This is a genomic window from Pseudocitrobacter cyperus, assembly GCF_039889165.1.
GTDB classification, from domain to species: domain Bacteria; phylum Pseudomonadota; class Gammaproteobacteria; order Enterobacterales; family Enterobacteriaceae; genus Pseudocitrobacter; species Pseudocitrobacter cyperus.
Window position 1 is genome coordinate 1,223,567 of the sequence record NZ_JAYMYY010000001.1, and the last position, 18,431, is coordinate 1,241,997.

At 57.5% G+C, this 18,431-nt stretch carries 24 protein-coding genes and 2 pseudogenes; all 26 read right to left on the bottom strand.

The annotated features are described in order from the left end of the window. Position 1 precedes the first annotated feature (1 nt). Positions 2–514 carry a phage baseplate assembly protein V gene (locus tag VSR74_RS05915; protein ID WP_347793853.1) on the bottom strand — a complete coding sequence of 171 codons (513 nt, stop codon included), beginning with the start codon at positions 512–514 and terminating at the stop codon, positions 2–4. Continuing rightward, entirely contained in the window at positions 514–1,683 is a 1,170-nt protein-coding gene (locus VSR74_RS05920) for a phage late control D family protein (RefSeq protein ID WP_064352616.1), read from the bottom strand. Before VSR74_RS05920 ends, VSR74_RS05915 begins: the two co-directional genes overlap by 1 nt. Continuing rightward, complete coding sequence (locus tag VSR74_RS05925; protein ID WP_021544461.1) at positions 1,671–1,883, bottom strand: tail protein X; 213 nt, start codon at positions 1,881–1,883, stop codon at positions 1,671–1,673. The genes VSR74_RS05920 and VSR74_RS05925 overlap by 13 nt, the downstream gene beginning before the upstream one ends. After that, entirely contained in the window at positions 1,883–2,767 is an 885-nt protein-coding gene (locus VSR74_RS05930; protein WP_347793854.1) for a phage tail protein, read from the bottom strand. The genes VSR74_RS05925 and VSR74_RS05930 overlap by 1 nt, the downstream gene beginning before the upstream one ends. Beyond that, a pseudogene (locus VSR74_RS23230) lies at positions 2,767–3,030 on the bottom strand (phage tail tape measure protein); the annotation flags it as partial. The gene VSR74_RS05930 and the pseudogene VSR74_RS23230, both read right to left, overlap by 1 nt. A 129-nt stretch (positions 3,031–3,159) precedes the next feature. Then, positions 3,160–5,433 (bottom strand): annotated as a pseudogene (locus VSR74_RS05935) (phage tail tape measure protein); the annotation flags it as partial. A 92-nt stretch (positions 5,434–5,525) separates the two neighbouring features. Beyond that, a complete protein-coding gene (locus tag VSR74_RS05940; protein WP_094948383.1) occupies positions 5,526–5,663 on the bottom strand; it encodes a GpE family phage tail protein in 138 nt (45 codons plus the stop codon). Beyond that, positions 5,629–5,943 (bottom strand): phage tail assembly protein, encoded by a 315-nt coding sequence (locus tag VSR74_RS05945; RefSeq protein WP_000084225.1) that lies wholly within the window; start codon positions 5,941–5,943, stop codon positions 5,629–5,631. Before VSR74_RS05945 ends, VSR74_RS05940 begins: the two co-directional genes overlap by 35 nt. A 98-nt stretch (positions 5,944–6,041) precedes the next feature. Further along, positions 6,042–6,323: a hypothetical protein gene (locus tag VSR74_RS05950; RefSeq protein ID WP_032438844.1), complete on the bottom strand. Its 282-nt coding sequence runs from the start codon at positions 6,321–6,323 to the stop codon at positions 6,042–6,044. Further along, positions 6,313–6,606 (bottom strand): Gp49 family protein, encoded by a 294-nt coding sequence (locus tag VSR74_RS05955; protein WP_347793856.1) that lies wholly within the window; start codon positions 6,604–6,606, stop codon positions 6,313–6,315. Before VSR74_RS05955 ends, VSR74_RS05950 begins: the two co-directional genes overlap by 11 nt. Positions 6,607–6,608: 2 nt before the next feature. Continuing rightward, complete coding sequence (locus VSR74_RS05960; protein WP_162837902.1) at positions 6,609–7,133, bottom strand: phage major tail tube protein; 525 nt, start codon at positions 7,131–7,133, stop codon at positions 6,609–6,611. Beyond that, positions 7,130–8,557 (bottom strand): phage tail sheath subtilisin-like domain-containing protein, encoded by a 1,428-nt coding sequence (locus tag VSR74_RS05965; protein ID WP_095908143.1) that lies wholly within the window; start codon positions 8,555–8,557, stop codon positions 7,130–7,132. The genes VSR74_RS05960 and VSR74_RS05965 overlap by 4 nt, the downstream gene beginning before the upstream one ends. Next, the gene (locus tag VSR74_RS05970; protein ID WP_181654693.1) at positions 8,547–8,798 is read right to left on the bottom strand and encodes a hypothetical protein; all 252 of its coding nucleotides are present in this window, start codon (positions 8,796–8,798) and stop codon (positions 8,547–8,549) included. Before VSR74_RS05970 ends, VSR74_RS05965 begins: the two co-directional genes overlap by 11 nt. Further along, a complete protein-coding gene (locus tag VSR74_RS05975; protein ID WP_347793857.1) occupies positions 8,798–9,262 on the bottom strand; it encodes a Gp37 family protein in 465 nt (154 codons plus the stop codon). The genes VSR74_RS05970 and VSR74_RS05975 overlap by 1 nt, the downstream gene beginning before the upstream one ends. Further along, positions 9,262–9,708: a gp436 family protein gene (locus VSR74_RS05980; RefSeq protein ID WP_006687293.1), complete on the bottom strand. Its 447-nt coding sequence runs from the start codon at positions 9,706–9,708 to the stop codon at positions 9,262–9,264. The genes VSR74_RS05975 and VSR74_RS05980 overlap by 1 nt, the downstream gene beginning before the upstream one ends. Before the next feature lies 1 nt (position 9,709). Further along, positions 9,710–10,066, bottom strand: a complete 357-nt coding sequence (locus tag VSR74_RS05985; RefSeq protein ID WP_347793858.1) for a DUF2190 family protein — start codon at positions 10,064–10,066, stop codon at positions 9,710–9,712. A 10-nt stretch (positions 10,067–10,076) separates the two neighbouring features. Further along, the gene (locus VSR74_RS05990) at positions 10,077–11,030 is read right to left on the bottom strand and encodes a hypothetical protein (protein WP_123360484.1); all 954 of its coding nucleotides are present in this window, start codon (positions 11,028–11,030) and stop codon (positions 10,077–10,079) included. 13 nt (positions 11,031–11,043) lie between these two features. Beyond that, entirely contained in the window at positions 11,044–12,141 is a 1,098-nt protein-coding gene (locus VSR74_RS05995; RefSeq protein ID WP_347793859.1) for a peptidase, read from the bottom strand. A gap of 214 nt (positions 12,142–12,355) precedes the next feature. Further along, positions 12,356–12,814, bottom strand: coding sequence for a phage virion morphogenesis protein (locus VSR74_RS06000; protein WP_000135510.1), 459 nt, complete (start codon positions 12,812–12,814; stop codon positions 12,356–12,358). A 2-nt stretch (positions 12,815–12,816) separates the two neighbouring features. Beyond that, on the bottom strand, positions 12,817–13,638 hold the full coding sequence (locus tag VSR74_RS06005) for a phage head morphogenesis protein (protein ID WP_347793860.1): 822 nt from the start codon (positions 13,636–13,638) through the stop codon (positions 12,817–12,819). Further along, entirely contained in the window at positions 13,619–15,115 is a 1,497-nt protein-coding gene (locus tag VSR74_RS06010; protein ID WP_347793861.1) for a DUF935 domain-containing protein, read from the bottom strand. Before VSR74_RS06010 ends, VSR74_RS06005 begins: the two co-directional genes overlap by 20 nt. Next, entirely contained in the window at positions 15,115–16,638 is a 1,524-nt protein-coding gene (locus tag VSR74_RS06015; RefSeq protein ID WP_023304065.1) for a hypothetical protein, read from the bottom strand. The genes VSR74_RS06010 and VSR74_RS06015 overlap by 1 nt, the downstream gene beginning before the upstream one ends. Beyond that, entirely contained in the window at positions 16,635–17,180 is a 546-nt protein-coding gene (locus VSR74_RS06020; RefSeq protein ID WP_000124057.1) for a DUF3486 family protein, read from the bottom strand. Before VSR74_RS06020 ends, VSR74_RS06015 begins: the two co-directional genes overlap by 4 nt. After that, positions 17,180–17,491: a hypothetical protein gene (locus VSR74_RS06025; RefSeq protein WP_048822605.1), complete on the bottom strand. Its 312-nt coding sequence runs from the start codon at positions 17,489–17,491 to the stop codon at positions 17,180–17,182. Before VSR74_RS06025 ends, VSR74_RS06020 begins: the two co-directional genes overlap by 1 nt. Then, on the bottom strand, positions 17,484–17,816 hold the full coding sequence (locus VSR74_RS06030; protein ID WP_322837701.1) for a hypothetical protein: 333 nt from the start codon (positions 17,814–17,816) through the stop codon (positions 17,484–17,486). Before VSR74_RS06030 ends, VSR74_RS06025 begins: the two co-directional genes overlap by 8 nt. After that, a complete protein-coding gene (locus tag VSR74_RS06035; RefSeq protein ID WP_411914228.1) occupies positions 17,813–18,427 on the bottom strand; it encodes a hypothetical protein in 615 nt (204 codons plus the stop codon). Before VSR74_RS06035 ends, VSR74_RS06030 begins: the two co-directional genes overlap by 4 nt. Between the last annotated feature and the right edge of the window lie 4 nt (positions 18,428–18,431).

Consider the following 18,431-nt stretch of genomic DNA (forward strand, 5'->3'; position numbering starts at 1 on the left):
GTCAGTGGGAGTGGTGATTGGAGTTCTGGCCGTCAGCAAAAATGTTACCTGTCGCATGGGCGTTCCCGTTGATTTCAAGGTTGCCGTTCACCGTGGTGGTGTCAGCGGTCAAATCAATGGTTTTTCCCTTCAGGCTGATACTTGCCGCAACCTCGATTACTACGCGCTCGATACCGCCTTTGACTGTCAGCGTATGGGTCGCGCGGTTATAGCTGAACTCTGCACCATCCGCGTATTTCGTGCCCCGGACGTTTTTGTCGCTGAACGGCGGTTTATCGACTTCTGAGTACACCGCGCCCAGAATGACACCATCCTCGCCGTTGGCATCAAGCAGCACCTCAACCTGCTCCCCCACGTCAGGGAGCCAGTAATCCTTGTTATCCTGGGTATTGCGCTGCAGCACGTTAAGCCAGTTAGTGCGCAGGTTATCGCATTCCGGCAGACGAACGCGGGCCTGAACCTTGTCGGCATCGACGGCGCTGACCGTACCGACCTGACGGGTGACGCCTGCCATTATTTCTTCTCCTTTATTACTGTGGACGTACTGCCGTCCGGTTTATAGACGGTCAGCGTCTGGGTTTTGCCGGTCTTTTTACCTTTCTTCGCCTTGCCCTGCGTGACCGGCCCTCGTGCCACTTCCAGTTCTGTGATGTAGCCGCTGTTACGGTCAAACGCATGGCGGGCAGTGGTTATCAGCCATGGCCCGGATAACTGACCAAAGCCCACCAGTTCAATTTTGTTGCCTGCAGTCAACTGGGGCGTCCCCATCAGCGTCAGCGAGCCGTTCTGCTGGTATTCGTTATGTCTGGCCAGCGCCGAATCTGCTTTAATCCGGGCGCTGTCCGGGTCACTGACGCGGCTGTTGACCTTCAGTGAGTCGGCACTGGTGACCTTACCGCCTTTGGTTTGTTTGTCGCTTTCGCTGGTACCGCCATCAGCTTCATAAACGATCAGCTTTTTATCGCTGCTCTTCTGGTGTTTTACCTTTGCTGATTTGTAGACGCGGTTGATGGTGTCACGCAGGGAAAAGCTGGCTACATCCTGCGGCTTCAACTGTTTTACCGGCTCCTGACCGCGCAGCGTGGCCAGATGGGAGAAAATCAGCTGGTCGCTGACCACTTTCACGGCATAACCATACTCGCTGGCCAGTCGGCGCAGGAAGCCCACGTCCGTTTCAGCATACTGGGTCACCCGGTCAATTTTGATGGACTCAATACTGCCAACCAGCTTCAGCTGATGCTTTTTGGCAATCCGTCCGGCGATGGCCGCCAGCGTGGTGCTCTCGAAACCACGACTGGATTTTGTCCGCAGGGCGTTGTTGACTGACGTGGCCACGCCCCGGATAGCGACAACGGACGCGGGCGAACTCACCTCGATCTCGTCTATAGAGAACGTACCGCAGGACAGCAGCTTCTCGCCCTGATAACCCATTTTCAGCGTCAGCGTGTCACCCTTGCCCGGATACCACTTATCCAGCCAGCGGCCATCGGTGTCGTCCAGCTCCACCTCAATGGTATCGGACTCGCTTTTGATGTTATCGCTGTAGGTTACGCGGGTGACATAGGGGGCGATATCGGTGGTGATGTTCTTCTGCAGATACCACAGCGTGAACACCGGACTAAGAACATCGCTGACGCCGGTTAACGCTGATGCGGCCTGTGCAGTGCTGTTTATCTCAGCCATGGGGCAATATCCTCTTCTGTACTGGCTTCTTCAGCCTCGATAACCGGAATCAGTAACAGCAGCCCGGAGGGCAGGACCGGCGTGATGGCTACGTGCGGATTGGCGGCAATTATCCGGGGATAGCCCAGCGGGTCGCCATAGTACTGCCATGCGAGAGAGTCCCAGCGCTCTCCGTCACGGGTGACATGTTCAAGAAACATCACACACTCCTCGCCAGTATTCTGGCTGCCATGGTGCTTAACCCCGGCGACATACGGGTGAAGGTGGTGCTGGCGGAGTTAAGCTGCCCGGAAACGGCGTCCAGCGCCGCCGCGATATTGCTGCCGTCCACTCCGCTCAGCGAAGACTGTGCCTGTTGTACATACGTGGCCGCATCACTGGTGGCTCTGGCCAGACTGATGGCATCAGGCATGGATTCAGAGAGCGCATTAAATGCCGGAATGCTCTGACCTAATGCCCCGGATACGTTGCCCAGCCCACTCATCAGCCCCGGTACGCGGGTCAGTGCAACGGCGGGGTTATCCTTCATTTTCTGCGCCACCCGAACGGCACTGAGGGTGGTCTGGAGAACAGACTGCGCCTGTTTGGCATAGTTGACGCCGTCGCGAACGTACTGCGCCACCCCGGAAGGTGAAGGAACGGCACCGGAGACCGCCCCGACGCCGGGAACCGTTGTGCGTATCGCCGGAGGCTGTAGCGGGTTTTTCGGGTCGCCGATGTACTCCCGGAGAGACGCTGTGGCATTGACAGCCAGCACGTTGCCGGTGCTGTCGGTTTGCTCGCTGGTCGCAGTAACATCGGTAATCACGAACCAGCCGCGATAGTCACCGTTGCCGAAGACCAGCGCCAGCGCCTGATGGGCCTTCATGGCCGTTCGCAGCCTCGCCAGCTCCACGTCGGGCACACAATAGTGCTGATGGAAGACCAGGCTTATCTGGATCTCGTCCAGCTTATCGCCAACGAACTGCAGGCCGGGCTTACCCTCGATACGGGGATGCTCCGCATAATCGACGCCGAACGTGGCCTCGAAGCCGTCCCAGTAGGTAATCAGTTCAAACTCAATATCACCCAGTACTGCAAACATCAGCTGTACCTCCTGCGTTGTTGCTGAGCCAGCAGACGCTCCAGCATTTTCTCCAGCTCATGCAGGCTCATATTCAGTGCGCCGGTCAACCCGACAGGCGCTGCGGTTTCTTTGCCATTGAGGAAAAACTGGGGATTAAAGCTGACCTTAATACCACCAGATGTTCCGCCACCGGATGCAGCTGCGCCACGGTCTGAATATCCCGCAGCCATAATTTCCGGCGACGGGATACGGGGAACATCCGGTGTCATTTCATTCGCCAGACGTTGTCCTGGTAAAAGTGATGCTCTGGTGGAGAGCGGGATAGCTGACATGGAAGACAAGCTATTAATCACGGCTCCGAGCGCATTTTTAGCAGACGACATAAACCCATTGATATCGAGCGACGGCATGCTGAAGCTGTTTTCCAGTATTTTTGGTCCCTGAATGCTAACGGGCATTTTGGGGAGCAGTTCACTGGCCATTCGCTGCCCGGCCAGCGCAGCCTGTGGTGTCGTGCGTTGCAGGCCAATAGCCGCTCCCTGCGCGATGTTGTCGCCAAAGCCCATGAATACCCGGCTTGGCGAATGGATACCCAGTTTTTCTTTAAACCAGCCGCCAACGCTGTCGCCCATGTCTGTGACGGTGGTTTTGAGCGACTCCCATTTATTTTTGATGCCGTTAATCAGGCCGTCGATAAGGTGACCACCGAAATCGGTGAACTTCGCTGGCAGATCAACGCCGAGATATTTCAGCGCAGCCGCAAAGGCTTTATAGAGCAGACCAACCGGCGACCAGTTAATCAGCAGCTTACCAATCCCCACGACACCGCCGTTAAACGCCTCTTTAATGTCAGCCCAGCGCTGTTTAAACCAACTGCTGACAGCCCCCCAGTTGCGATAAATAAGGTAAGCTGCTGCCGCGACGGCGGTGATGGCAAGACCAATGGGATTCATTAACAGTGCCCGGCCAATCCAGAGAACGGCACGCCCGGCGATCATAATGCCGCGAACCAGCCCACCTGACAGCACGCCTCCCAAAGTTCTGGCACCTCTGGCGACGGCGCTGAAGCCGGTCACCAGCCAGCGGAGCTTACCTCCTTCACCGAGTGCAAGCGTCAGCCGAAGCCAGTTAGCCCGCAGTAAAACGGCATTTTTCCAGACGTTAACAAAAGGGGAAATAAGGAGATTCAGCCCCAGCTTGAGACCGATAGTGGCCATCTTGAAAGCGAGTAATGCTCCTACAACCTTTATGGTGCCGCTGACGAGTTGCGGGTTTGCCGCTATCCATTTGCCGACACTGTCCATTAAAGGAATAAAAGTCTCACCCAGTTGGATCAAGGCCGGGCGTAGTGACTCACCAATGCTGATGGCTGCCTCGTTAAAACCAATCTGAGTTCTGCGCCAACGACCTTCGAGCGTATTATTTTGTTTTGCAGCATCCTTATCCAGCGTAGACATTGCTGACGGGGTATTCATTTCCTGCTTATTGGAAAGGTATTTATCCCAGCCCTGACGCATTGACAGTAAATGGTTAACGGTCTGAATATCAGTGAAGACTTCTGCCAGACCAAATGACTCCATTAGCTTCTGCTGGCCTTCCTGATCGCCTCTTGAGCCTGCTGCTTTCCATTGCTGTAAAAACGCCTTACCTTTACCGTCGATAAAACGGTTGGCAATCATCAGTGAGGCTTCATACTGTGAGAAGCCCTGAGCGACGTAATTCTGCATTGACCCCTGGTAATCCACCCCGGCTTTAGCATATTTCTGGATGGTATCTCCGCGCCCCATCGCCGCCAGCCAGTTTGACATATTGGTGACGGCCTCTTCCGCTGAGCCGCTGCCTTTACCAACTTCCAGACTGGCGACGATCTGGGTTATGGCATCTTTGCCGTAAATACCACGTGCAGCGAAGGCTTTGGCCATACCAGGTAACGCTTTCGCCATATCCTTCAGTTCAAACGAGCCTAGCTTAGCCCCGGTTGCCGCAATCCCAAACGCCTGCTCCAGTTCTTTGGCATCGGTAATTTTCAGTGCATCGCTAAAGGCGTAGGTCATTTTTGCGAGGTCAGTCATATCCGCTTTGGTGGCCGTGGCAGCTTTACCGAGCATCCCGGCAAAGGTCGCTGCCTGCTGCGGATTCATGCCATCGGCAACCAGTTGACCAACACCGCCCAACAGAGATTCCTGGAGCTGATTGACCTGCAGGGATGCCCGACGAATGGCAGTACCGATGGCCTGTTCCTGCCTTGAATCCAGATCACCAGTGACACTGATATCCCGCAACTGCGATTCAAACGAGGCATATTGTTTGACCGAGGCCATGACCGGTGCCCCCAGTGTTCTGCCGATGGCATAGGTTTCTGCTCCCTGGCCATAGAGCGCCATGCGGTTAGCTTTCAGCGCGTCACTGGTGGCTGATACTGCTGACAGACGGCGCTGCTGGCGTTCAATTTGCTCCATTGTGCGGCTTACCCGCAGCAGGTCGCTGTTGAGGCGCTGCATCCGGGAAGAACCCAACTGACCATAGCGTTCTGTTGCACGGGTTAAGGCGTTTTGGCGTTCCTGCAGGCGGCGCGATGTATCGCCCAGGGAATCTAGGGCGCGTCGGGTACCGCTGACGGCTGAGCGGAAGCTGCTCCCGACAATGCCGCCAATAATGACGCCGACTGAAAATTCACTGGCCACGGTGGTTATCCTCTGAAAGCGGAAAAACGGAAGGAAAATGTCTGAGAGCCATGCAGAACAGCCGCGAGTAGCGGCTGTTAAGTGATGAGGAGTTACTGATTATCGCCGAACTCGCTTCTGATTTGCTCTTCAGCCTGCTCCAGCCACATCTCCAGATCGTCAGTATCGAGGGCATCAATCTCCCCCGGCTGAAATCTAAACCACCTCGCCAGCAGCCCCTGCGCCTGCATCAGCGTTTTCGTCGCTCTTGCCCAGCCCAGTGACTTGCTGAAATCGTTTCTGCAGCTCCATGTAATCGGCAAGATCCATGTTATCGAGGTCTTCCGGGAGAATACCGGTGCTACGGGCAATCAGCGGTTCATCCCAGTCAGCCGGGTCTTTACTGATTTTGCGCACCTGCTTCAGGTCTTTGACCGTCAGGCGTTTCAGTTCAACCTGCTCAACTCTGGTGCCTGCAGCGGTGGTGAAGGGGTAAGACAGCTTAAAAGTATCTGATTGGGTCTGTGACATGATCGTGCTCCTGTGTAAGTTCAGAGCAGTATGTCTGGTGGTGGGACTGGCAGATATTAAAGGGGATTAAGAAGAAAGGGGCCGAAGCCCCTGTGATATCAGTGAGTGCGAAAGCCTTTGCAGTTACGCAGGAAGGCGATAAGAAGCGCCTTTCCTTCGGATTTGCCGATGCCGGTGAACCAGTGGTCAGGTGGCTCCCATGCCTCAATCAGGTCAGCCAGCTTCCGTGCTTTGGAGCGGGTGCAGTCAATCGGGTCATTGGTTTTACGGGTATTAAAAAGGTTTTCCACCCCCGGAATATCGAGGATGGTAAACCAGGTACCATTCCCCATGCCAATAGAACCACAGTTCCCACCTTTATCTTCGATCTCAACGGTCATCGTGGTTCCCCGATGCCTGCCGGGACTTCAGCCTGTACCCCTCAAACTGCCACAGCGCTTCAGTCGCATTGTGCTGCGCTTTAGCGATGGCCACCTTCCTGCCGGTCTCTTCATCAAACAGCCCCGGATGCGCCGTGGCGCTGAATCCACTGCTGACCATAAAGCCATCTGGCATCAGCGCGACAGCAATTGTCAGCGTGGTGCCCGCAAAGTGGTGGGTCTGATAACTCAGCGACGCCACCAGGTCGTCTATCGTTTTGCGCTCAACTTTGGGTACCACCATGATCACCCTCCGATATTGATGCGGTAATCAGTCAACTGGTCAACGCCGCCGACGCGGAAGATGTTGGCCAGATAGTCCAGCTCCAGCAGTTCTTCACCATCCAGTACCTGCTTGATATACGTGCAGGTGAAGCTACTGGAGAACTCGGCGTTCTCATGCTGTTTGAACGTCCCCAGCGGGTTCTTCTTGAACATGATCGTCAGGAAGGTGACCAGCGGAATTTCGTCAATCAGCCCCTGCGAACTGTAGCGCTGGACGCTGGAACGGCACTGCAGCGCCAGCGACTTATACGGGTTCGCAGCAGACAGCATCGCGTCGCGGTAAAAGCTGTTCCACTTGATCTCGCCCTCAAGCTTGTCGAAGCCTGCCGGGAGTTCCACCTTGCCCACCATCCCCAGCGCCTTATGCTCCTGCATGGTCATGGAGACGTCAGGCAGTTTGACCTCCTCGGCCCGGCCCAGCAGGTTAGCGCCATCCAGGTAGATGTTGGCATTCGTGATGCGGTTGATCTCAATCTTTGCCATCAGCTATTCCCCTTCAGGGTTAACAGGTATTCCGAGGTGATCTCGGTCTCAAACGTCAGCCGCTCCAGCGGCGGTGGCGGCGTGTATTTGTAGCTCAGCAACAGGTGACCGGCGGCCAGCTCCGTCTCTTCATTACGGGCCGGATCAAACCAGCAGCTGAAGCCCAGAAGCGCACCGTCGCCAATCAGCTTGCGACCGTAGGCGTTGACCGACTCCGTCAGCGCATCAATCAGTGCCTGGGTAATCGGCATGTCGATGTACTGCTGGCTGAAATAACGCAGGGACTCGTTGATAACATCACCGGTGCGGCGAACGTTCTCAAAGTTGCGCATATGGGTGACCGTTGGCCATGCTGCCGTCCGGTTCCCCCACAGACGCAGGCCGCTGCCGTAGCTGCTGAAGACCGTAGTTATGCCCTGTTCGTTAAGCAGGTTCACCTCACTCTGCGGGTCATCAATCATTGCCGACAGCTGGCGCTCCACGCCGGTGATACCCAGAATCTCCTGGTTGGAGGACGACCACCAGTAGCCCTTGTCCAGGTCGACCTTGGCACGCAGACCTGCAGCACGCTGGCTCAGCGGCTCCAGCCGTTCGCTGTTGGTGGCCGCGTCATACACCTTGACGTGCGGATAGCACAGACGGACGCGGTCGGAGCTGGTATTGAAGTTAATGGTGCCTTCCGGGCCACGCCCCGCCAGAGCCTGCGCAAAAGTGGTACCAATCGGCGCGTCGATGTAGGTCACCGCGCCCAGCTTCTCAGCCATGGCGATAAGCTCAACCGAGACGCTGTTCTGGGTGCAGAATACCGGGGCAATCAGAATTTTGGCGAAGTAGCCAAACAGGTTGAAGCTGTCGTTAAGCAGCTTCATGCCGGTACGGTTGCCTGCCGCGTTAACGGTACCGATGATATCGGCCGGGGTGACTTTGGTCGGATCAGCATAGTTATAGCTGGCCTTCACCGTTGCATCTGCAGCAATGCTTTTACCAAGGTTAGTAATCACCCCGGTCTGCGCATCAAGCGAGTAGTCCTGACCTTCCACATAAGGCTGACCGTCGCTGTCCGGTTTCAGTACCAGCTGCGCGACCACCGGATTAGCCAGCTGCGCCTTGCCCGTCGCCTTGTCGAATGTTACGTCTTCATCGGCCACAGCGGTTTTATGCACAGCCGGATCAAGTACGTTAATGACCAGAACGGTGCCTGCCCCATGGTCGTAGATCGCATCCAGTGCCTGCGGAATGGTAAAGCCAGTGAGCTGGCTGCCAAACGCCGCTGCATCTTTCTCAGACAGGCACTGCACCAGCGTATTGACGTCTCCCATTGGGGCGGTACCAATCAGGCCAATGACGGCGGATTTCACCGTTTTAACCGGGCGGGCACCGTTTTCCACCTCAATGGTTTCGACGCCATGCAGATAGTTAGCTGACATGGGAGTCCTCCGTTTTCACATCGCTGTCGCCGCCGTTCCTGCGCTTTGGTGACTGCACAGCCGGTGTGCTGGCGGGTTTATTCTCTTCAGATACCGGCGTCAGATGCTTCAGCGCCACCAGTACCTTCACATAGTCATGCTCCTCCGGCAGGGAAACATTCTTCCCCGGCCAGAGCAAGATTTCGGTTCCGTCCGACAGCGTGACGCCGCTGGCCGGGCCGGAATAGCGGTATTCTTTCATCACTCGCTTTCCTCATAGTTCACTTCGGTTAACAGCGGGCCGGACGGTAAATCGCTGTCTTCGATAAAGACGCTTTCGGTTGCGAAGTCGAGAGTGTACTGCCACAGCCCCTTGACCTCACCGATAAACACTTCACGGGTCAGCCAGATACGACGGCGGCAATTCGGCGGGGTGTAGCCACCGAGGATGCGGCGGACTGCATCCAGAACGTCAATCGCACCTCTTTTACCGTTGAGCTGGCGAAAGACCACCGTGACGCAGAGCTGGATAGTCTGAGGCTGGATCACCGCACCAATATCATCGGGTTTGTCGAAGCGCGAACCGGCATAGCTCAGCAGCAACGCCCCGACAGGATGATTCAGGCGGTATTCGGACGGCTTTTCCGGGAAGTACTCCACCTGCAGCTGGGGCAGCTTCTCGCGCAACCGGGCCAGCACCGCATCTAGGACGGGCAGAACGTTCATCAGTATTTCTCCAGTAAGCCGTCGCGCCCGCCAAAGGTGGGGCGGCGTGCCCGCGCCCGGATTTCACCGGACTCAGGCACATCCTTCTGAGTGGACTGCAGCCCCAGCGTCAGCTTACCGTCGCGGATAGCCTCAAGCTGACGCCGGGCCTCTTTGTTGTCGTCTTTGACGGTGTCAGGCAGATCACCTTCAGGACGACGGACATACAAGCGGTAACGCACCAGCGTGATGGCAATATCCCGCAGAACGGTAGGCACTTCTGCCAGCGGCAGGGTATAGCGGCCACGAAGGTGCGCATCAATCAACTCCCCGGCGTAGCGAACACAGCTGTCCACAACCGTCACATTCACCGTGGCAGGGGTGTCGAAATCCACGACCTCGTTAGTGAGCTGAATCAGCGTTGACTCAGGCACTTGTTCCTGTAAATCCGCCAGGGTGCAGTACATGTCACACCCCGCGCAGGATGCGGATAACGTCACCTTCGGCCAGTGCCTCATCCAGCGCAATCCCGGCAGAGATGCCCGCAGGGGTATCTTCCGTGGCGGCTGTCTGGGGAACGGCGCAGGCGTTTGCATCCGACTGGACGTTCTGCCCCTTAGCAATCGCGGCACCGGCCTCGACCGCAACAATACCCAGTACGTTGACCGGGGTTACATCACCGACAGCGGCATCCACCTCAGCCACGCCGAGCGCGACGGCTCCGGCCTGACAAGGTGCGTTATCGGCACCGACAAAGCGCTGTTGCATAAGCGCCGCGCTGGCCGTCACGGTAGTGGTCAGAATGACCTGCTGAGTTGTACCCATGACCGTCTCCTTATTTCACGATGTTGGTGACGAGATACCCGGCATCGCCACCGACCACGGCGACTTTGTAGATATCGGTATAACGGCAGTACTTCACCTTGCCGCCGACGCCATCATATTTGTCCGCCACCGGCATCCCTTTACGGCGCAGGGTGTAACCGAATGACGGCTCATTTTCGTCGGCGCTGTCAGTGCCCGGCTGGGGTTTGCCGACGTAATGCAGCATCAGGTTGTCGCGCCAGATATCGGTCGGGACTTTGTCCTTGTTTTGCGCATCTTTCATGGAGGTCATGGATACTGGCTCGCCGATCACCACATCTTCCATTTGGAAAAGGTCTTTCAGAATTTCGATGGTGATACGCTTGCGCTCGTTAGCACCAATCGCTGCCTGAATTGCCGGGTGGAACTTCAGTAGCGACATGACGCTGGCCCCCATGGTCATCAGGTTCGGACGCAGACCGGTAGCGTTACGTACCGCTTCAATCCCGCCCTCGATGATGCCAATCGGATCACCCTGGCCACCTGCCCAGCGTTCAGCCGCAGCCAGCGCTTTGACGTTAGCTGCACGGTAGACGTTTTTGTCCTGGGCCAGACGGGCCGCATATAGCTCGCGTTTGAGGTTGACGCCGCTGGTCACACGGCGAATGGCTTTGGCCTCTTCGTTGAACATCGACTCGGCCTGCTCGCGATAGTCCACCGGCGCGGCCAGATCGTGTTCGTTGAGAACCAGGTCCAGCTTGCCGGTTTTCTCGCGTACCAGAACGTTGCTGTCAGCCCCCACGGCACGCTCGGTGTCGTACTCAACAAAGGCGGATTTACCGAAGGTCGGAACGGTCACACCTTCCTTATCGGTCTGGACAATGGGGAAGATGCGCTCGCCGATGAACGCGGCATTTTTATAACCGCGAGCGATGCTGGTCAGCACCGGGTCAACAACGCGCTTACCCTTTAAATAGTCAGACATGTTCTCTCCTTAATTACAGGCAGCGGGAGACAGCAGCGTCGTAGCTGATGCCTTCTTTTTTCGACAGTTCCAGCGCTTTCTGATGCAGCGCCAGACGTTCCGGGTCGGCTTCAGCGAACTCTGCTGACGTCGTTTTGATATCCGTGTTCACGCGGTCTTTGGTCGCGTGCTCACTGAAATTCAGTACCGGGGCAGTGCCATCCAGCAGCGTCTTAAACGCCGTGGCCAGCGGGGTGCGGGTATCGCCCTCGGCGAACTCGACAGGCTTATCGCCACCGGCTACCGCATCAAGAATGGCAACAACAACCGGTTTTGCTGCCGGGGTCAGGCGACCCGCGCCGACCAGCTTCTCGGCAAAGGAGACGTTGTCCGCGTGCAGTTTTTCCTGCCGGGTTTTCGCTTCCTGCTCTGCCCGCTGGGCGGCTTCCGCTTTCAGACGCGTGTTTTCCGCCTGAATCGCTTTGATTTCATCATCAGTCATGGTGCTGTTCTCTTGTTGAGGGTTGGGATTGTGTTCACTGAAGTCCGGTTCAGACTTCCCGGTGTCGCGGTAAGCCTCTTCGCGCAGGGAGTCCACCTGCCATGAAGGAAGCACCTTGTCGGTCTCGTCCAGCCCGAACTGGGCGATCAGAAAATCGCGCAGACGCCCCCATAAAGAGGCATTGGTGATATCACTCCAGTCGGCAAACTCCACGACGCCTTCTTCTTTCTCACCAAACGAAACCTGCTTCAGCCCCTTAATGGAAGGTGGCTGCGCCCCCAGAAAGCCGACATGACGCAGGTAAAGCGTGCCGGGCTTCGGATTGTTCGGTGAGTCCGGGAGATAGAACGAGGCGGAGACCTTCTTGAAGCGCCCGTTGCCCACCAGTTCGGCAAACTGCGGGTCGAGCTGGTCAGGCTCAGCCAGCAGATCGCTTCCGTTAAGCGTCAGGGATTTCACCCAGCCCCATGCCGGGTCTTCCGTCTGGGGATGGCCAATAACGAGCGGTGCTTCGTGGACGGACGGATCGTAGGCTTTCACGCAGGCGGCAAGATCGCTTTGCGTGAACGGCAGTTTCTTGCCGTGCATATCGGTATGAGTACCGGCTTTAAAAATGTGAATGGCTTCCATTTTGCTGTCCCGCGTTACGTTGTCGGGGACAGTCTGTGGAAAAAGCATCAGCAGCGCTTTTAATCTGCTTTAGAAAAAATCGGGGGTATCAGTACGGGGAATGTCACGCTGCGGGCGAATAGTGGTGCGAAGCGGGGGCTGTAAAGCCTTTATAAAGGTAATACAGCCCCTCAGCGGCTGGCAATGATAAATCACCCGCCTGAAGAGACAACACTCAGCGACGGGCCGCTGCTTCAAGATGGCGGACAATCGTATCGAGGATGGGGACAACCACTTCAGGCTGCAGTTCACCGTCCCCCGTCAGCGGCAGGAACGGACGGGCAGGAAGTTCAACGGACTCATTACGTCCCGTTTTACCACCGAACTGGTGAATCGGCCCATAAACGACATTAGTGCCAACCGCTGCCTGCCGGTCGTCATGGTCGGTTGATACCGACCCCATCAGACGCCCGGTATCCTGCAGCGTTTGCCCGTCGCGCTCCTGCGCTGCCAGTGAGGGAGTCCACCCCGGACGCCCCTCATCGAGAAAGTTAAACTGCGTTTCCGCCAGCAGGGTTCCGGCGATTTTGCGCATCGCGGGTTCCAGGTCTGTGGCAGCAAGGTCCAGCGCACGAAGGCTCCGGCGCAGGGATTCATCGTTAATGGTGACATTGACCAGGTTATCGGAAGCCATCGTTATCCTCTCAGTTCCTGCTGTGCCAGCGGTTGAAGCGTACCCTGATAGCGGGCAAGGTCGGGACGGTATGCAGCCCCCGGCGCATAAGACCAGCCGACGTCGGTGGCCACCTTCGTGGTGCCGGTATTGAAGGTGGCGACGTTCTGCATCTCGCCTGTTTTCTCTGAGACCAGCTTCAGCTCCCATCCCAGAGCTGCGCCAGAACCTGACACCTTCAGGCCACGGGCACGCACATCCGCCGCGCTCAGGGCAATCACGCCACAACGGCAGCGCCAGCCGTTCGGCGGGTAGAACGCCTGCCAGAACGGGTCATCATAGCGCAGCACCAGACCATGCAGCGCCAGATGGCTCTTGCGGGTATGGCTGTCGTTGATGCCGGTATACATCCAGTACGGCCTGTCGTCGACGTTCTCCATCTGCTCAGCCCAGCGACCGGCGCTGTAGAGTACGGACATATTGGTGCGAAAGATGGTGTCGAGCCGCCACGGGCTGCCCTGCTGGATGGTGACCGGCTCGCCCGTTACCGGGTCGGTGGTGTCACGTGGCCCCCACCATCCCTTGCGCTGCAATTCTGGCTCCAGCTCCTTACGGAACCAGCGGTCTGTCTTCCCCTCATCCAGTGCCTGCTGCAGGCGGCTGCGGATATCTTCCAGGATATCAAGGCGGGTCACTTTGGCGACGGTAAAGGCGCGGGCATGGGCATCCTGCCACATCTCCTCCCAGTCCCACGTGAAGCTATACCCTTTGGACTTCAGGTAACTGATAGCCCGTTTGGGGGGCAGCGTCATGCAGTACGCCAGTTCAGCCGTTGTCACGCTCATGCAGACGCCCCCAGACAGTTGCAACAAACATAATCCGTGCCAGCCGTTCCTGCAGGTCTTCAGCGTTCATCTGTGGGTACAACTCGGCCAGTTCGCCCAGCAGCTCAGACGGGTTGACGCCATCTTCAACCCGCTTAAACAGAGGAGCCAGTACGGGTTCCAGCGTGCCATTTAACGTGCCTCCGTTCATCAGAATATCCAGCGCGTCGTCCAGGGCCTGCTGTGCCTGAATATCGGCATCAATGGCCTCGGCAAATGACAGCGGCAGCATGTTCTGCTGGCGTTCTGACGGTGGTGTCTCGTCAATATCGCCGTCCTGCAGCTGGTACTCACGCTTGAAGTATTGCGGGGTGAAGACCACACCGGCGCGGCTGAGTTTCTCGTCGCGGGTTGCCTGGGTATCGTCGACCGTTCCCTGTTCCCACATCTTCCAGACGGGGCTGGCTACATCGCCAAAGTTCATTGATACCGCCATCCTGATGGCCTGATTCACCGCGCTTTCCACGATATCAGCGTCAGCGTCACGGATATCATCGGTGACCTCCAGTCCGGCCTGCGCGGAGGCGCGGTTACTGTTGGCCTCGGTGGTCTGATTCTGCCCCAGCAGGGCGATGGAGATTTCACTGCGGGCAAGCGTTATCAGGTTCTGATAAATATCGCTGCTGTCGGCCTTGCCTGCGGCCTCCTTAATTTCAATAGAGGAATCGTCAGGGATAGCGGCCACCGCGTCTTCCACCATTGCCTCCATGGAATCCAGCAGCAGGTCAATCTCACCCTGGGCCGTCCCGCGCGGATGCTTGCCGATAACCCACGGTGAGCCGTACTTCTCGGCAAAGCGCACCCAGAATTTCATGCCGCCTTTTTTGAAGGTCACGGGCCAGAAGCACATCGACAAATCAGGGAAGCCATACGGGTTGTCGTAGGTCGCGTCCTGACGCGGTACCACGAACTTGTTCAGCGGTACCGGCTCGCCTTCAAGCCCGGCGTCTTTAGCACGAAAGCGCAGCAGATTGTCATTGTCGAACTGGAACCACTCCGGTGGCTTGCCCACGATATCTGCGATGCCCCAGGATTTAACAGAGCGTCCCCACATGACCTCACAGGGCTGATACCCGTAGAGAACGGCGTCGGTCATCTCGCCGATGATGCGGGACAAATCCAGATCGTCGAGCATATCCCGGATGAAGCTGAATACCCGCGCCGGGGCATGACCGCGCTCAAGACCACGCTCCAGCGACTTGACCGCCGCCTTGCGCCTGCGGATGCAACCGCCGACCAGCGGGTCGGTACGCAGCTCGCGATAGATGCGGATATCCCGGCCCTGAGATTTCAGAATGGGGTCAGGGTTAGGCAGGTACATCCCCAGCCCGAAGAAGTCGATGGAGCGGCTGCGCGAGGCGATCTGCTCCGTCAGCGTTTTATTGGGTTCGGCAAATTTGACGAACTCACTGGGTGAAACCCAGAGTCCACGGGCCATCAGTAATCCTCCAGCATACGGGCCGCCTGACGACGACGGCGTGAGCTTGCCTTCACCGGCCCTTTGTTAATTTCACGGCTGGCGAAGTACGCCAGCGCCAGTGCGATGGCTGAATCCCCGTGACGCTTGCCACTGTCAGACTTCGCTTTTGAGCGCTGTTCCGGCACGCGGGGAACGCCATTTACCACCTGAACGGCCCGCAGGTCATCCAGCGTGTCTTCATCCTTCGGTAAATCCACCAGGTTGCCATCTTCCAGCGCAGCCTTGACCGGCGGCATATGCTCGCGATACCAGTTTTCAGTTGGCATCACCTGCTTAACCCGGCTGGAGCCGTAGCGCTGCATGGCGTATTCGGCGAGGTAAGAGCCGTTACCACGGGCATCAAGCGCCGCCCCCATCAGGTTTGGCAGGCCGTCCATCAGGTACCAGGCGATTTGCTCCTGCTGTTTGAACGGCACGTTGCGCAGCTCCAGCACGAACGGCACGCGGCGAACCAGGTTCTTCTCCTGCAGCAGGGGATAGTCCACCGACAGGTCACCGCTGCGGCCAAAGTCGCGACCCAGGAAAGAACGTGCGTCAGCGGGGAGCGCCTCCAGCAACGGTTTCAGATGTGTATCAAGCCACTCCTGCGTCTCGCTCCAGCGGACGTCGTCGGGCTTCAGCTCGTAACCCTCCGGGCAGGTCAGGCGCAACACCGGCGTGCCAGCCGACATACGGGACTCAATCAGGGCGCGGGACAGCCAGGCTCCGCCACCGTTAGCCGGAACACAGTCAAGCTCCTCCGATGCACCGGCACCGTAGAATTTGTATACCGATGCCATCCACGCCTGCTCGGATGCTTGCGACCATTCTTTCCCGGTACGCAGGCAGACGCGGTGGAACAGCCCCTCGGACACAGCCTCCTGAAAAGTAATGCGATGTACGCTACCCCCCTGACGCCCGGCCCGGATATCACCGATAAGCGTATTGAACGGGTTATCGTCACCGTCATGGGTGGAGATAACGCGCACTTTACCGCCCCAGATAAGCATCGCCAGCGCCGCCTTCAGCAGTTCGTCCAGTTGCTCATGGAACGCCGCTTCGTCGATAACGATGATGCCCTGACGGCCACGCAGGTTAGACGGGCGGCTGGAGAGCGCGACGACACGAAAGCCGGAGTCAGGGAATTTGATGGTGTAGGTCTTGATATGCTTGTCGTCTTCGTCCTCTTCCCAGAAACCCTCTTCGATTTCACTGGCGGCATAGTTGAATGCCCGCGCCCACATCGCACACGCCTGGATATATTCGACGGTCATGTCCTGGTTATAGGCGATGTAATACACGTTCATCCCACCCGCAGGGGCTGAAGAGGCTGCGGTCAGCACGTCATCGGACGCCTCAGCCCAGGTGATACCGGTTCGGCGGCTCTTCTCAATTACCTTCAGCGGAGACGTGTCAGCCACCCAGCGCTGCTGGTAGGGCATCAGAACGGCGGGGATATCCAGCGCTGAGGTATCAGGCAAAACGGGAGCAAGCTGGCTCATGAGGCAATCCCCAGAATTTCACGACGCAGCGCCTGTACCGCATCGGTTGACAGTCCACCCTTACGGGCAATTTTCTCGGCGTTGCTGGCCGCCTGCTGCGCTCTGGCCCGGACTTCAGACTGGAACTTTTTGAGGTTGACGGAAGCACGGGACAGCGTGGCCACGTTCTTTGCAACCTTGGACAGCAGCGCCACGCGCTCTTTAGGGTCGACTTCGCCTTCTTCCGCTTCCTGCAGCTGGACGATGCTCTCGAACAGCTCGGTCTGAATCAGGGCGATCACCGCCTCCGAACGTGCATCCTGATCGTCAGCCGCACCTTCGGTCAGCATCCGGGCCGCTTCGGTGGCCGCACGGATAGCGCCATAGCGGCGCTCAATCTTCTGGCCATAACGATGGATAGCCGATTTGCTGATAACGTAACCCTGCTCACGCAGCAGGGACTCCAGCTCGTTATACCCGCTGAAGCCGGATTCAGTCAGCGCCCGCTCAAGCCAGCGACGCACGTCTTCCGGCAGCTTTTCTATCGTGCTGCGTCTGGCCATCATTCACTCCAGTACTTTTCCGGGCGGGCGATACCGGGGCCGCATTCCACGGTGTATTCCACCAGGTCGACGCCGAGCCGGGTCAGGTCGGCAAACCAGTCCCCGGAGGGTTTCTTCTCCAGATCTACCATCCTGCGGTCTGACAGATAATCCAGCTCACGGCGCAGTTCGAGCGGCGTGGTATCCGGGTAGATTGCGCGGGCCACGTCCAGCAGTAACGTTTCGCTGGCGGTGTACGGGCGGGTTTTGTTCAGAGCAACCAGCAGACTCCAGCGCAGGGATTCCCGGCGCACGCGCGTGATATCAACCATTACGACCTCCTGTATGACGGTACTGCTGTACCAGTTCCAGCTTGTTGTAGAGTGCGTCCAGCTTTGCTTCGATGACCGTCTGGCCCCGGATGTAATCTTCTCGTCGGACGTAGTTCAGCGGTAAATCTGCCTTAAACCGCATAAATTCTTTTTCCAGCTCGCCCCAGTTTGAGGCGGAGTGCTGCAGCGACTGCTCAAGAGAGGCGAACCGTGCCGCCTGACGCTCTTCCGCCTTACTGAATAACCACTTTGCTATCCCGCCGACAAAGCTCATAAAGGTGATGAGAAAGCCCACCACCGTCCAGAATTCAACCTGCAGCGTCATTTCTGTAATCCTTCCCGTTCGTCCAGCAGCCCGTTTATTTGGCTGCGCCAGATGCGGCACTGCTTCGCGTTGTCGATGATGTTGGCGAGGACGTCACGCTGGGAGACGCCTGAGTCGCGTAGCCAGGTGTCAGCGGCTTCAGGTTGCCCGGACGGTGCGCCAGTGCCGGTGCCAGCGGCGGCAGTTGCGTCTGAATGACCGGTGTTGACGGATGCGTTGTCATATCCGAGCGCGGCGTTGTACTGGCGCACGAAACCGCGAGTAAACACGCACTCAATGGGATGGCTCTTACCTTTTTCATCAATCCAGCGCTGTGTGACATCGTTAATTTGCCCCTGTAATTGTTTGTTCTGGCTCTCCAGTTGAGCAATCTGCTCAAGGTAACTGGCCTCGGCATGCCGCCCGGCTGCTACCTGCTCCTGATACCGTTTTGCCCAGGCCCGTAGCGCAGCGTTCTCAAGCGTTGCCTGCTCCGTTTTGTACGTGTCGAATGCTGACTGCAGCGTGCTGAGCGCCGCATCCCCGTCGCGTTTGGCATCATTGTGACCACCTCGATAACCCCAGTGGTACAGGCCATACAGCGCCCCGACTAAGGCAAGCGCGATTAACATGCTG